General features: G+C 70.1%; 13 protein-coding genes. 2 read left to right on the forward strand and 11 right to left on the reverse strand.

Going from position 1 to position 13,159, the window contains the following annotated elements:
* Positions 1-4: 4 nt before the first annotated feature.
* The 11 genes from DAT35_RS12375 to DAT35_RS12425 form a co-directional block, all read right to left on the reverse strand.
* Positions 5-919, reverse strand: a complete 915-nt coding sequence (locus DAT35_RS12375; protein ID WP_108067136.1) for a hypothetical protein — start codon at positions 917-919, stop codon at positions 5-7.
* Positions 919-1,431 carry a phage tail protein gene (locus tag DAT35_RS12380; RefSeq protein WP_108067137.1) on the reverse strand — a complete coding sequence of 171 codons (513 nt, stop codon included), beginning with the start codon at positions 1,429-1,431 and terminating at the stop codon, positions 919-921. The genes DAT35_RS12375 and DAT35_RS12380 overlap by 1 nt, the downstream gene beginning before the upstream one ends.
* Entirely contained in the window at positions 1,418-4,009 is a 2,592-nt protein-coding gene (locus tag DAT35_RS12385) for a putative baseplate assembly protein (RefSeq protein ID WP_108067138.1), read from the reverse strand. The genes DAT35_RS12380 and DAT35_RS12385 overlap by 14 nt, the downstream gene beginning before the upstream one ends.
* Positions 4,009-4,443, reverse strand: coding sequence for a GPW/gp25 family protein (locus DAT35_RS12390; protein ID WP_108067139.1), 435 nt, complete (start codon positions 4,441-4,443; stop codon positions 4,009-4,011). Before DAT35_RS12390 ends, DAT35_RS12385 begins: the two co-directional genes overlap by 1 nt.
* Complete coding sequence (locus DAT35_RS12395; protein ID WP_108067140.1) at positions 4,440-4,778, reverse strand: hypothetical protein; 339 nt, start codon at positions 4,776-4,778, stop codon at positions 4,440-4,442. The genes DAT35_RS12390 and DAT35_RS12395 overlap by 4 nt, the downstream gene beginning before the upstream one ends.
* Positions 4,779-6,299 (reverse strand): phage baseplate assembly protein V, encoded by a 1,521-nt coding sequence (locus DAT35_RS12400; RefSeq protein WP_108067141.1) that lies wholly within the window; start codon positions 6,297-6,299, stop codon positions 4,779-4,781.
* Positions 6,296-7,039: a hypothetical protein gene (locus DAT35_RS12405; RefSeq protein ID WP_108067142.1), complete on the reverse strand. Its 744-nt coding sequence runs from the start codon at positions 7,037-7,039 to the stop codon at positions 6,296-6,298. The genes DAT35_RS12400 and DAT35_RS12405 overlap by 4 nt, the downstream gene beginning before the upstream one ends.
* Positions 7,039-7,254: a hypothetical protein gene (locus tag DAT35_RS12410; RefSeq protein WP_108067143.1), complete on the reverse strand. Its 216-nt coding sequence runs from the start codon at positions 7,252-7,254 to the stop codon at positions 7,039-7,041. The genes DAT35_RS12405 and DAT35_RS12410 overlap by 1 nt, the downstream gene beginning before the upstream one ends.
* An 886-nt stretch (positions 7,255-8,140) precedes the next feature.
* Complete coding sequence (locus DAT35_RS12415) at positions 8,141-8,629, reverse strand: phage tail protein (RefSeq protein ID WP_108067144.1); 489 nt, start codon at positions 8,627-8,629, stop codon at positions 8,141-8,143.
* On the reverse strand, positions 8,622-9,842 hold the full coding sequence (locus tag DAT35_RS12420) for a phage tail sheath C-terminal domain-containing protein (RefSeq protein ID WP_108067145.1): 1,221 nt from the start codon (positions 9,840-9,842) through the stop codon (positions 8,622-8,624). Before DAT35_RS12420 ends, DAT35_RS12415 begins: the two co-directional genes overlap by 8 nt.
* A gap of 1 nt (position 9,843) precedes the next feature.
* Entirely contained in the window at positions 9,844-10,527 is a 684-nt protein-coding gene (locus DAT35_RS12425) for a carboxypeptidase-like regulatory domain-containing protein (RefSeq protein WP_108067146.1), read from the reverse strand.
* A 398-nt stretch (positions 10,528-10,925) separates the two neighbouring features.
* Here DAT35_RS12425 and DAT35_RS12435 point away from each other — a divergent pair, with 398 nt between their 5' ends.
* Positions 10,926-12,662 carry an HNH endonuclease gene (locus DAT35_RS12435; protein ID WP_233261431.1) on the forward strand — a complete coding sequence of 579 codons (1,737 nt, stop codon included), beginning with the start codon at positions 10,926-10,928 and terminating at the stop codon, positions 12,660-12,662.
* Positions 12,662-13,138, forward strand: a complete 477-nt coding sequence (locus tag DAT35_RS12440; protein ID WP_108067148.1) for an SMI1/KNR4 family protein — start codon at positions 12,662-12,664, stop codon at positions 13,136-13,138. The genes DAT35_RS12435 and DAT35_RS12440 overlap by 1 nt, the downstream gene beginning before the upstream one ends.
* Positions 13,139-13,159 lie beyond the last annotated feature (21 nt).

The following is a 13,159-nucleotide window of genomic DNA, read 5'->3' on the forward strand; positions in this document are numbered from 1 at the left end:
GCCCTCAAGGTGGCTGGGGAGTCCTCTGGAACTGCTGGACCTCCAGTTCTCTCATGAGGCGGGGATCTCGGACGATACCCGTCTGCACGCAGGTGCCGTTGATGCAGACCGTACCGGCCGGACACCTGGGGCACAGGACGACCGCACGCGAGCACACCTGGTTGGTGCAGGCGCCGGTGACGCACTGGGAGGGATGGGTGCACTTCTCGCCCAGGGGAATGAGGCAGAAGCCCTGGAAGCAGGACAGCGGCGCGCGGCAGTCATCGGGGGAGTCGCAGGTGTCGCCCAGGGAGACCTGCTCCTGGCACTTGTTCGCCTCGCAGCGCCCGGTCGCGCACAGCTCGGGCTTGTCGCAGCCCTCGAAGCCCGCCGCCCCGAGGCACACGTTGTTCGGCCCGCACGTGAGGTTCGCCGCGCACTTCGTCCCCTTCGCCGCGCAGGGCTGGCCAATCCCCGGTGCCTCCACCTTCTTGCCATGCGAGGAGAGGATGGCCACCACTCCCACGATGATGATCACCACCCCGGCGGCGAGCGCGACGAGCCACCAGGGAAAGGGCTTCTTCACCGGCGCCGGGGCCTCCGCCACGTTGAAGGCCACCGAGGGCCCCCGGTCATACTGCTCGTCCGGATTGGAGACGCTCGCCACCACCAGGCCGAAGTTGTACGCGCCCGGCGGCGTGCCCTTGGGCGCGGAGATCCTCACCGGGATGACCGCCGTTCCGTCCGGAGACAGGGTGCGCTCCATGCCATCCGGGAAGCTCATCCACTCGGCCCTGGTATTGCCGGCCGGCTCCACCGTGGCCCGGACAGTCACTCCCATCCCCAGCTTGTTGGAGACGGTGAAGGTCACTTCGCCCTGGCCCGAGCCATCCAGCTTCACGCTGCTCGTGGTCGCGGTGATGTCGAAGTTGCGAGGCATCAGCTCGCTCCTGGTGTGGGCTGCCCGAAGAGCAGCTCGTAGGTGACGTAGGCGGGCTTCTCCCGCTCGATGATGGCCTCCACCATGGGCCGGTGTTCGGCCAGCTCGGCCGGGGCGCGCACGCGCAGGTGGAAGGGCCGGGGACGCCCGTTGGCGCCGGGCACCTGCTCCTCGATGACGAAGTCCTCGCGGCCCGTGGCCGTCCGCAGGAAGAGCAGCAGCCCCCGGGCCGTGCCGCGCCAGCGCGACAGCTCCACCGCCGCCGACACCAGCTCGCGCATCCGCCCCAGGCCCGTGGTGACGGGCACGCCCAGGTCCACCCAGCGCGCCAGGAAGGGCACGAAGCGCTCGGGCGCGCGCAGCGGATGGAAGAGCGCGGGCAGCTCGGCCAGCGAGGCCTCGGAGGGCTCGTGCAGCGCCTCCATCACGTCCAGCAGCGCCAGCAGCGGGCCCCCCTCCAGCGTGCGCTGGAAGACGCCGGGCAGCAGCCGTGCGATCTCATTCCGCTTCATCGACGGTCACCACCTCGAGCTCATGCGGGCCCGACACGAGGAGCCAGGTGGGTGGCAGCGTCACCTTCTCCGTGAACTCCTGTGTCGAGCAGTTGTCGTACTGGCCCCCGGCCTGTCGCTGGCGGTAGACGCCCGCGGGCCCTCCCGCGAGCAGCAGCCCTCCTCCGGGCGCCATCGCCAGGGCGAACACGGGCTGGAAGAGGCGCTCGCGCTCGCGCAACGGCAGACCGCTGTCCACGCCGGGGCGGCTCCACACGGCATCGCGCCGGCTCGCGTCCACCCACAGCACACCCGCGCGGTGCGTGGCGGCATAGGCCATGGCCCCGTCGAAGGCGAGCGCGAGGCAACTGCCTCCATCCCAGCCCTTGTCATAGGCGCGCCACCCGTCCGGCGGGTCCGCCGAGCCGAGCAGCTCCCAGCTCAAGCACCCCTTGCCCGGGTCCGCGCCACTGGCCGCGGCCAGCCCCGCCCAGAGGAAGGAGCGAGGCCCATCGCGCTGCACCTCGAGCACGCGCACGTCCTGGTTGCGCAGGCCGATGGGCCGGAAGCTGTTGCTCCGTCCGCCGTTGCTCGAGAGGTAGACGCCGCGCAGGCTCATCCCCGCCGCCGCCACGCTCACTCCACCGCGCGAGTCCGGCGCGGCGGCCACGGCGAAGAAGCCCAGGTCGTGGTCCGACGGGTCCACCAGCACCTGAAGCGGCGTGGCGCCCTCCTCCACCGCCAGCTCGAAAAGGCCCACGCGCGTGGCCATCAGCAGCACGGGCACGCCGTCTCGCACCATCCACGCCAGGTCCTCCACATGGTCCAGCGTGTGCGTGGTGCGCTCCCACGTCTCACCGCTGTCCAGCGAGAGGTGGATGCGGGAGCGCTGGGGCTCCGCCGTCAGCCGCGCGGACACGGCCACCAGGCCCGCTCGCTGCGGGTGAGCCTCCACCACCTCCACCTGCTCCCCGGGGAAGCGGCCCACGCGCTCCCAGCCGTCCGCGTCGGTGACGGTGCGGAAGAGCGCATCCCCTCCCCCGGCGTAGAAGGTGCGCAGCTGGAAGGCGTCCTCGGAGAGCGTCCGCACGTCCTGGGGCACCTCGTCCACCCGCAGGCGCACCTGGTCCACGTAGCTGACACCGGGCTCGGCGAGCAGGGTGTCGTAGACGTGCGAGGCCCGCAGCGACTGGCCGAAGCGCCAGCCCCCCGGTTGCAGCCGCGTGGGCAACGGGTTGAGGGCCAGGTGCAGCCGCTCCAGCGAGCGCTGCTTCAGCGCGGCCGGGTCCTCCGCCCGGTGCACCACCACGCGCGCCCGGACGCGCACCGTCTTGTAGCGGGCCCACGTCACCTGGCAGGTGGTGCCCAGGGGCCGCCGCTCGTTCAACGCCTTCTCGATGCGGTCCCGGGCCTCCTCCGTCTCGTGCTGCCGCAGCGCCTCCTGGGTGACGCCCTCGCCCGAGGGCCCCTGCACATTCGGTGGCAGGTACGGCACCAGCAGCACCTCCACCGCTCCCGGCAGCGCGTGCGCCCACAGTTGTGCCTGGGTGAAGGCCTTGGCACGTGCCACCGCTCCCGAGCTGCGCAGCGCCAGCCGCTCGTAGTCCTGCGCGGTGATGGCGCGCCCCAGCGAGTGCAGCTCCTGCGGACCTCGGACGAGGGCATTCTCCAGCGTCTCCGCCGCACGGCCTCCCACGGCCGGCGAGGGGTTCGTCACCTTCACCCCCGGCAGCGCCACCTTCAGGGTGTCCAGGGCCCCCGCGGCCACGTTGCCCGCGAGCCCTCCGCCCCGCAGGTACCACAGCACGATGGCCCTCCCCGCCTTCGGGATGGCCGCCAGGGCCCGGAGCTCGGTGGACAGCGTGCCGTCCTCTCCCGTCATCCGCGCCGCGGGCGCGAAGGTGATGGTGCCCGTCATCCGGTCCACCACGTAGGCGGGCTCGTCCGGCGGCAGGTTGGAGAAGCTCTCCACTTCGCGCCAGATGCGGAACGTCTTGTCCCCCAGCTTGCGCGCCGGCACGCGCCCGTCCAGCTCACCGGGCTCGGCCTCCACGCCCACCATCAGGTCGCGGCCATCCCCCGTGGGCGCCACGATGGGCGGCCGGCGCGCCGTCACGGTGAGGCCCGGCTGCCCGGTGCCCACGCCCGCCAGTTCCGCCTCCACCTGCTCTCCGTGGTAGGCGAGCACCTCCGCCTCCGTGCTCCCCGGGTCGATGCGGAGGGGCTCGGCGGTGAGGAAGATGACGGGCTCGGCGCCTGCCTCGGCTCGCGAGGTGGTGACGCCCGTGCCCCGCGGTATCTCCACCGGCCGCTCGCTGGGGCGCGCGAGGCTGAAGCGCAACCGCACCGTGGCGGCACTCGGCGGTTGTAGCCGCACGCCGATGAGGCGGAGGAATTCGACGTAGGCCTTCTCCGGCAGCCGGTTGAGCCGGTAGAGCATCGTCTCCGTCAGGTGCGCGAACACCTCCACCAGCACCATGCCCGGATCATGCGCGCTCAGGTCCGTCCACTCGGGACTGGCGCGGGCGATGCGGTTGCGGGCCTCCTCCACGAGCTGTTGGAAGCTGCGGTCATCCAGGTTGGGCGAAGGGAGCGACATCAGACGGGCCCTCCCGTGAGGTCGAGGCCGAAGAGCAGCTGGCCGGTCCGCTGCGTGGTGCGCACGCGGTACTCGAGCGAGATGTCGAGCCGGAAGGGCTCCTCGGCGCTCCGGTTGGCATCCAGGTGGAGGATGTCGATGCGCGGCTCCCAGCGCTCCAGGGCCCGGCGCACATAGTGGATGGCGAGGCCCGCGGTGGTGTCGTCGTTGGGACCGAAGACGAGCCGGTGCAACTCGCAGCCGTAGTCCGGGCGCATGACGCGCTCGCCGGGCACGGTGGACAGCAGCAGGAGGATGGCCTGACGCACCGAGGCCTCCTCCTGCACCATGGAGATGCCCCCCGAGGGCGACAGGCGCAGGCCCGCGGGCCCGACGCCGACGACGTCCAGGTCCGGGTGGAGGAAGCGCCAGGAGCGATAGCGTGGAGCGCTCATCCGGCCTCCGATACGAACGACTGGCCCGGAGTGGTGTCCTTGTACTTCACCACGCCCGGCGGCGTGCCATCCGTGAGCCCGGTGACGAGGTCGAGCACCACGGGCTTGCCGTCCACGCGAATCCACGTGGAGTAGCCCGCCTGCACCTTGAGCGTGGTGGTGCACGGCTTGATGGTGGGCCCGATGTTGGGACAGCCCGAGATGGGCCGGCCCTCCGGGTCCGCCTGGACGAGCACCGGGCGGCCGTCGATGGTCACCCACGACTGCGAGGCGATGAGGCCGACCTTGCCCAGGTGGGCGCACTGCATCAATGCGTCCAGGGTCACCCAAAGCATTCAGCTTCTCCTCCGGAAATCGATGGTGCTGGCTTCGATCGTGATGGACTTGCCGGGGGCTTCGATCTCGAGCGCCGTCTCGGCATGCAGGCGGACCACGTGGGGAGACAGTTGCAGGTAGCTGCCCGCCTGGTCCTCCACGCGCAGTGTCTGGGTCTCGTCGTTGAACCGCAGCTTGAGCCCTCCGGGGGTGAGCAGGTTGAAGCGGCGGGTCGCCGCGCCGGAGATGCCCGCGTCCGGCGGCCCGTTCGACCCGTAGAGGCCGCCCACCACCACGCCCTGCGCCGGGTCCTCGCCGGAGAGGACGAGCAGCACCGTGTCGCCCACGTCCGGCAGCATCACCAGGCCCTTGCCCGCGCCAGCCCCCGCGCAGAGCACCTGCATCCAGTCCGTCTCCACGTCGCCACAGGTGGGCAGCGACACACGGACCCGGCCCTTGCCATCCGGGTCATCCACGCGGCTCACCACGCCCGGCACCACCGAGGACGCACGCGGGCGGGTGCGGCGTGGAGGCGGCGCGGAGGACATCTCGGAGATGAAGCCGTGCCGGGCATCCAGCGTGTGGATGACGGACGTCAGCACGTACTGGCCCTCCACCACCGGCACCACGCCCCGCACCTCCACTCGAGCCCCGGGACGCAGCCGCGGGTCTCCCTCCGCGACTCCGGTGAGCACCACCTCACGGGCCAGGCGATGGTCCAGCTCGGCCCGGGCCAGCGCCTCGGCATGCGCGGTGCCCTCGAGGTTCTCCGTGACGAGAGCCCGCTCGCCGCTGCCACCCACCCGCTCCGGAGGAACGGACGCCTCCACCCTCCGGCCCACGCGGGCATCGGAGAGCTCGGCCTTGTAGACCTCGCCCTGGAGGGCATTCCACCCCGCCGAGGACACCGAGCGGCACGCCGGGTCTCCATTCACTCCCACGGTCGCTTCCAGCAACGTGTCGCCCAGCTCCAACGGCACGGGGTCTCCGTGGCCATCCAGGGACAGCAGGCGCAGCACGCCCTCCTCCTGCACGAGCCACAGGCCACAGCGCTCCATCTGCTCCACCAGGAATTCCAGGTCCGACTGCCCATGCTGGATGAGGTGGCGAGAGAGAGGCCCGGGCTCGGAGGCCTCGACGGAGAGGCCCAGGTCCGCCACCAACTCCCGCGCCAGGTCCCTCAGCGTCACCTGTACGTGCGCGCGCACCGGCTGACGCTTGCGCAGTCGGTGGAGCAGGTCATAGCCCCGCACGCGCACCTGCCGCGAGCCGGAGGCACCATGGACGTACTCCACCGCCGTCACCTCGCCCACGAAGAGCGGCTCGCGCCGGGCCGCCACCGAGATGCGCAGCGCACTGCCCGGAGGCAGGCCCCGGGTCGCCAGGGGCCCTCGCGGGTCCGTGAAGGTGAGCTCGCACTGCGTGGGCAGGGACAGATGCTGGTGGACGCGCACCGACTCCAGCGAGCGCAGCTCCTCGGGAGTCATCGGCGTGCCGCCCACCTCCACCCGCAGCTCGGGCAATCCCCGGACGGACCTCATGGTGTCCCCCGGAGCGCGGAAGCGGGAGGCAGGCGGAGCACCGTGCCCGTGTCCAGGTGCATGGGGTCATCGACTCCGTTGATCGACGCGATGAGCCTCCACATCGAAGGGTCCCGGTAGCGCTCCCAGGCAATCTCATCCAGGCGCTGGCCCGAGCCCGGCTCCGGTCCACCGCTGAGGACCGATTGGGTGTCGAAGGCCTCGGGAGGGAGCGACGCGGCCACCTGCTCGGCATCAACGCCGCCCTCGGGGACGCGCGGAGCCTCCATCTGCTGGGCGACGTCCTCCTCCACGCGCAGCAGGCGCAGCGAGAGCCAGGAGCGCCGGGGCGCGCCGCTGTCCGTGAAGTGCTCCAGCCGCTCCGCCACCGCGGCCACCACGCACGGCATGTTGAGGACCTTGCCCCACACCACGCGCAGGAACGAGGGCCGGCCATAACCCTCCTCCGCATGCGCGTTCTCCGCGAGCTGCCACAGCGGGCGAGTCAGGTCCCTCACGTCCTCGGACGTCACCGAGGAGCCCGCCAGCGTCACGTCGAAGAGGAGCTCCAGGGTGAGCTCGGTGGTGCCGCCGCCGGTGAAGAGGAGCGGGTCGTCCGTGAGCCCCGCCCCGGTGAGCGGCACACCCAGCGCGCGCCGGGGCCGCACGCCCGCCGTCCGGCGCATCACGAGCGTCTCCGGGTTGAGCAGCGCGCCCAACCGGAGGCCCTCGGGCTCGATGAGGAAGGCCACGCGCTCCATCACTCACCTCGCTGCTCGCGCTCGAGCCGCCGCATCCGCTCCCAGTCGCGGAGCACGGTCAGCGGATCGCCCGGTTCGATGGAAGGAAGCTCCGGCGGCTCCGGCCACGGATGGGGAGCGGCCGTGGAGGAGGACACCACGTCGGGCGCGGAGAACAGCTCGACGCTGGCCGTCTCCCGAGGGCGTGGAATCTCCCGGTGAGAGGGATCCGGCATCGGGAACGGAGAGGACCGCGCAGCTGGCGATGGGACCGCGCCCGGTGCGTGGGCCCGTGGTGGAAGGAGAGGCAGGGAAGGCACGGGGGCCTGAGCGGAGTGCTCGGGCACCCGGTTCCGAATGTGATGTGCAGCCACCGGGTTCCCCATCCCTCCCGGAGGTGGCCCGAGGAAAGACTCGGGATTCGGACGCGCCGTGGAGACGGAGCTCTCGGGAAGTGGCCGCAGGCGTACTCGGGCGGGGCGAGCTCCCTCTTGCGAGCTCGTGCGGTGAGCCGTGGGCGTGGGCCCCGTATCGCGAGGTGCCGGAGCGGATCCGGCCTCACGCGGGAAGAGAAGACTCCCCCGTGAAGCTCCGCGCCCGGGGCCAGCAGCGGGAGATTCAGGCGCACGGGCCAGGAGTGGACGCGCGGGAGGCTCGACGGCTCGCGGCCCCGCGGACGGCACGTGCACGGGAGCCGGGCTCTCCACGAACGAGGCCTCGCTCTCCACCCCTCGAGGCTCGGAAGACGCCGTCGGCGACGGCATCATCAAACGGGCGCGAGGCCGCGCCTGGGACGTGGGCACGGCGCCCCGAGCAGGAGCGGGCTCCCGCCAAGAAGGCCCCATGGGCGCCACGGGCCTCGGAGGTCCCACCACGAGAGGCACGTCCAGTCCCTCGAGCAGGTGCGGTGCCCCCCGGCGAACGCGCTCCACCCAGTCCACGGGCGGTCCTCGCCGTGTCGACTGCACCAGACGCAACCAGTGCTCGGGCGGTCCTCCCGCTTCCTGCTCGGCCCGTTCGGCAAGTGGCGGAACGGGCTCCATCAGGACGGACTCCGCCCAACCCCTCACCCACCGCGCCACCGCGCGGACGAGGGCACTGCTCCGGCGCTTGTTGGCAAGCTCATCCGCCACGGTTGATGGACTCGAAGACGAGCGTCACGGACTCGATGGCCACCGTCTGCCCGAGCGCATCCAGCGCCGCCCCCCGCCACTCCGAGGGCCAGGCATCCACCAGGTTCCAGCGGAACACCTCCGTGAGACCATCCGGCCCCGTCATCAGGATGGAGACGTTCTTGCGGCTCGGCGTGCCATTCACCGACTCCATGAACCAGTTCCACAGCTCGCGCGAGGTGGTCAGCCCATAGCGCAGGGTGACATCCCCATAGGACACCGGCCCGGGCAGCCGGCGCACCACCGGACCCGCGCCGCCCTCGCGGTAGCGCAGCGCGTTCACCTTCATCTCGAGCCCACAGCACTCGGTGAAGTGCCCCTCGTTCACCCCGTTGATGTCGAGCTTGAAGTTGTATGCGCGCAGCGGGTCCACCAGCGTTCCCGGCTGGGCACCCGGCTGCTGTGGGGGTGGATTCTCCGCCTGACTCGGCTCAGCCACGGGCCGCCTCCTCCGTCTGCTCCACACCGCCCGAGTGCTGGCCGATGCGGAAGATGATGAACTCCGCCGGCTTCACCGGCGCGATGCCAACGACGGCGACCAACTGGCCCGCGTCCACGACCTCGGGCGGGTTCGTCTCGTCGTCGCACTTCACGAAGAACGCCTCCTGCTCGGTGCGGCCCACGAGCGCCCCGTCCCGCCACAGCCGCCGCAGGAAGGCGCTTACGTCCCGCACCACCGAGCGCCGGAGCGTCAGGTCATTCGGCTCGAACACCACCCAGCGCGTGCCCTGGCCGATGGTCTCCTCCACCATGCAGAAGAGCCGGCGCACGTTGAGGTAGCGCCACTCGGGGTCGTCCGACAGCGTCCGCGCGCCCCACACCTTGATACCGTCGCGAGGGAAGAAGCGGATGCAGTTGACGCCGCACTGGTTGAGCACGCCCAGCTCCTCGCGCGTCAGCGGCGTCGCCAGGCCCTCGGCCGCGCGAACAATCTCATTGGCCGGCGGCTTGTGCACCCCGCGCGTCCCATCCACCCGCGCGTAGATGCCCGCCATGTGCCCGGAGGGCGGCGCGTTCACCAGCTGTTTGGGATTGAAGGGGTCGTACAGGGAGATCCACGGGAAGTAATACGCGCCGTACTTCGACGCCCGGGCCCGCTGTCCCCTGGAGCGGCGCGGGGCCTCGGGTGGAGCACCCTCCTTGCTCGCCGGTGGCGCCGAGACCGTTCCCACCTCGCACAACTGCTCGACGGAGGCGTCCTCGGGGGCATCCAGCACGGCCACCCGGTCCTGCATCTGCTCGGCGTGGGTGAGCAGCGCGTTGTAGGAGCCCGGGTCGGTGTAGCCGGGCGCGGCGACGATGGCCACCTCGTCCACCTCGCGCAGCAGGTCCAACCCCTCGCGGCGCGGCCCCCCACTGCCCAACAGACTGGGACTGTCCCCGATGTTGACCACGAAGCACCGCTGGCCGCCGTTCTCGAAGAAGGCATAGACGGCCAGGGACAGGTTCGTGCTCTTCACGTCCTTGCCCTGACAGAACACCTTCAGGAACTGGGACCAGTTGTTGATGGCCACCGGCTCGTTGGGACGCGCGCCGGGATTGGGGGCCCTGCCCACGAAGCCCGCGGTGCTCGTCCCCGCCGCCTCCAGCGGCTTCGGCCCCGTGGACACCTCCTCCACATAGATGCCGGGTGTCAGATAACTCGTCGCCACGTCACCCCTCCTTCAACGGCAGCCGCACCAACAGCGCTCCCTGCTCGGTGGGGAGCTCCTCGGCACGCACCGCGAGCACTTCTCCCTTCGCACGCACTTCCAGCCGTCCGAGCGGCGTGTCGGAAGGCACCGAGGCAAACCGGAAACGGCCCTTCGCGTCGGTGCGCGCGCTCAGGCCCATGGACGGCAACTCCACCTGCGCCTGCGGAATGGGGATGTCTCCAGGCCCCACCACGCGGCCCAGCAGCGGTACCGACGGCACCGGCCGGGTGATGAGCGGCACCTTCACGCGAGGGATGGAGGGCATCGGACGCTCGCGCTCGAGCGGCACACGCAAGCGGAAGGAGGGGCGCGGCGGCACGCCCAGCGCGGACCACAGCGCCACCGGCACGGGCGACAGGTCCACCTCGAAATCCGGCTCATCCATGGCCGCGAAGACGAGCTCGCCCAGCAGGTGGTGGGCGCGCTCGGGAGATTCCCCACCGGTGGTGACGAGGTAGCAGAGCGACACCCGGAGCGGAGGCCGGCGCGACGTGCGAGGCGGAGGAGCCGGTGCGAGCTCCAGCAAGTAGAGCCCCACACCCCGGTCCACGGAGTCTCGATCCGGTGCGGCCAGGGAGACAGGCGCCTCGCCGAGCACCCGCCCGACCCAGGCCTTCAAGCGCTGATCGATTTCATCGATCATAAGCCCCAATCGCCGAGGTTTCCGGGATGTCGAGAGTTCGCTCGCGTACCCTTTCTCGGAGTGCGGCGAGACTGGGCACGTGCCAGGGCCCGGGGAACTGCTCTCGAGGGAGGGGACGGCGTCCATGCGCCGACACTCAGGTGCGCCGTGGCTGCTTCATCCGGGCCACCTGGGATTGTCGAAAGCACCTGCTATGAGGGGGGAATCGTCCTTCAGAGGACTCATGACCTCCATCATGCTGTTGGTGCTGCTCTCCCAGGCGGAACGACCCGATAGCAACGACAGACCCGCGCCCCTCCTCCTCAACAACTGGAGGGTGACACTCGCTGATGAGTTGCCCCATGGCCAACGGACACCGCGCCCGAAGGCCGTCGCTTCCCTTGTCCTCGGGGTGAGCCATGTGCACTGAAGCTCCGCGACTCGGATGGGCGGCGCTGCTGCTGGGGGCCGTGCTGCTCACCACCGGCTGCGTCGCGCTGGCGCCGCCAACCAGCGGGACCGGTTCCATGCCCGCGTTGCGAGAGACGGCGGCCGGTACGCCCCCACTCCAGACGCCTCTCTCGCTCTCTTCCACCAAGCCGGGAGGACAGGAGCGGCTGCACCGCGGCCACAGTGCCCGTGGGCCGGGCTCGGACGTCACCATGGCGAGCACGGGGACTACGCCCCGAGGCCCACCCACCTGCGGAGGCCAGGCGGTGCCCCCGGGCTGGCCCGACTTCTCCTCCGGCGACGGGGAGGCGCTCCTGGCCCCCTTCCTCACGTGCACCTCGCCCGCCGAATTCGTCGCGTTGCAGCAGCGCGTGGACATGCCCCGGCTGGTAGAGGCCTTGGACGACTGGCGCGCGGTGCTGCTTGGCGCACTGGGCCCTGTGCGCGAAGACGCCGCCCACATCCTCCAGGGCAAGCGGGCCTCATTCCTCCTCACCGCCAGCGAGTGCTACGGCCTCATCCACGCCGAGGTGTTCGCCCTCTTCGTCCTGCACTCGGCCCATGACGACGAAGTGGACGAGGTGCTGCGGCTGCTGGCCCGGGACAAGCAGTTGGGACAGACGCTGGCCCTCATGCCGTCGGTGCGCGAGGAGTTGGAGCGGCGGGGCATGCCGCTGTCGCGCTATCCAGAGAGAGTCGAGCAGAGCGGAGACGTGCTGCGGGGCCTGGGCCGCGCCGCCAGGGACGTGCTCTCCACCAGCCCGGGGAGCGACGGCACCCGCTACACGGAGATGACCGCGCGGCGGGCGCAATTGCCACCGCCCTACCAGCAGGCCAGTGAGAATGTGGAGCGGGCCCTGGCGCTGCGGCACTTCGCCCCGGGCAGCGTGGCGCTGGGCACCTTCGACTCCATGACGTTCGGCGTGCCGCTGGGCTTCTACTACCTGGTGGCGGGCTCGGGCCATGGGGCGTATTCGCTCTTCCAGCGCCAGTACGAGCAGGCCGCACGCGAGCTGGCGCCCATGTTGCTGATGGGGGCCCTTTGCGCCGGAGGCAAGGGCCTGCGCGCCCTGGCGGAGGCTCGCGGTGCCCCGGGCGCCGGACTGGGAGGAGCGCGAAGGCTCCAGCTATCGGAGCCGCACTTGGAAGGGCTGAAGGAGATAGCGAGGCAGTTGGAGGAGCGGCTGGGCGTGGACGGCCTGCGAGAGCTGGCCCGGGACATACAAGCCAGCCGGGAGGCGGGCCGCTTCGTGGCCGCAGGGGGAGTGGACGCCGCCCTGGCCCTGCGCGAGGCGCGGGGAGATGTGGCCAAGGCGCAAGTGTGGTTGTCCCAAGCAAAGCCCCAGCGCAGGGGCCCCATGGAGGCGAAGGGCGGCGCGCTCTCCCCAAAGGGGGAACCTCCAACCGAAACTCCAATCCGGAACGCCCATCTGGCGGGGAAACGGCATCCAGTTACAGGTGTTCCGTTCGATGCTGATGGCTATCCCGATTTCAGGGCCGCTGGCGTCGTCAAAGCCGAGGTAAAGATTACCTACACTGGTTCTCGGGCCAGGGATTTCGCTGCAGCCAATAAGGCCGCGGGATTTGGAGAAACGCCCAAGGGCATGACCTGGCATCACCACCAGGACGGGATGACCATGCAACTTGTTCCAACGGAAACTCACGCCAGAACGGGACACACCGGTGGATTCTCAGGAGGTCAGTAGTGGTTGCCTTGCTAAAAACGTTTGATGGCGGGCCCTCGCTCAACGCGGAGGACATCAAGTCATTTGAAAGAAATCAAACCCTTACCCTCCCACCTCCTTACAAGGAATTCTTGTTGTCCACCAACGGCGGGCGCCCTGAGCGCGATCTATTTACGATCAATGGACTCGCGGGCAATCCGTTTGGTCGAATCCATGTGTTCTTTGGATTGAATGATCCTGTCACATCATGCAATCTCGATTGGAATCTCAATGTATTCGGGGATCGCATCCCCGCAGACCTTCTTCCGATCGCAACGACAGAGGGCATTGACAAGATTTGCTTGTTGATTGCCGGTAGCCGGACAGGTGCGATCTTCTACTGGGACGGCCATGCTCGTGCAGGCGAGCGCAACCTCTACTTCCTGGCCAATGATTTCGCTTCGTTCATTTCATCGCTTTACGCCGATGAGGATTCGCCAAGAAGGCCCGAGCCATGACCACGCCAGGTGCGGCTCTCG

The organism is Vitiosangium sp. GDMCC 1.1324 (genome assembly GCF_003044305.1).
Lineage (GTDB): Bacteria > Myxococcota > Myxococcia > Myxococcales > Myxococcaceae > Archangium.

What these genes read in the sequence shown, in the direction of transcription:
- DAT35_RS12395 (WP_108067140.1), bottom strand. Translation starts at nt 4,778, where the DNA reads ATGCTTTGGGTGACCCTGGACGCATTGATGCAGTGCGCCCACCTGGGC.
- DAT35_RS12380 (WP_108067137.1), bottom strand. Translation starts at nt 1,431, where the DNA reads ATGAAGCGGAATGAGATCGCACGGCTGCTGCCCGGCGTCTTCCAGCGC.
- DAT35_RS12385 (WP_108067138.1), bottom strand. Translation starts at nt 4,009, where the DNA reads ATGTCGCTCCCTTCGCCCAACCTGGATGACCGCAGCTTCCAACAGCTC.
- DAT35_RS12410 (WP_108067143.1), bottom strand. Translation starts at nt 7,254, where the DNA reads ATGCCGGATCCCTCTCACCGGGAGATTCCACGCCCTCGGGAGACGGCC.
- DAT35_RS12400 (WP_108067141.1), bottom strand. Translation starts at nt 6,299, where the DNA reads ATGAGGTCCGTCCGGGGATTGCCCGAGCTGCGGGTGGAGGTGGGCGGC.
- DAT35_RS12425 (WP_108067146.1), bottom strand. Translation starts at nt 10,527, where the DNA reads ATGATCGATGAAATCGATCAGCGCTTGAAGGCCTGGGTCGGGCGGGTG.
- DAT35_RS12375 (WP_108067136.1), bottom strand. Translation starts at nt 919, where the DNA reads ATGCCTCGCAACTTCGACATCACCGCGACCACGAGCAGCGTGAAGCTG.
- DAT35_RS12435 (WP_233261431.1), top strand. Translation starts at nt 10,926, where the DNA reads ATGTGCACTGAAGCTCCGCGACTCGGATGGGCGGCGCTGCTGCTGGGG.
- DAT35_RS12405 (WP_108067142.1), bottom strand. Translation starts at nt 7,039, where the DNA reads ATGGAGCGCGTGGCCTTCCTCATCGAGCCCGAGGGCCTCCGGTTGGGC.
- DAT35_RS12390 (WP_108067139.1), bottom strand. Translation starts at nt 4,443, where the DNA reads ATGAGCGCTCCACGCTATCGCTCCTGGCGCTTCCTCCACCCGGACCTG.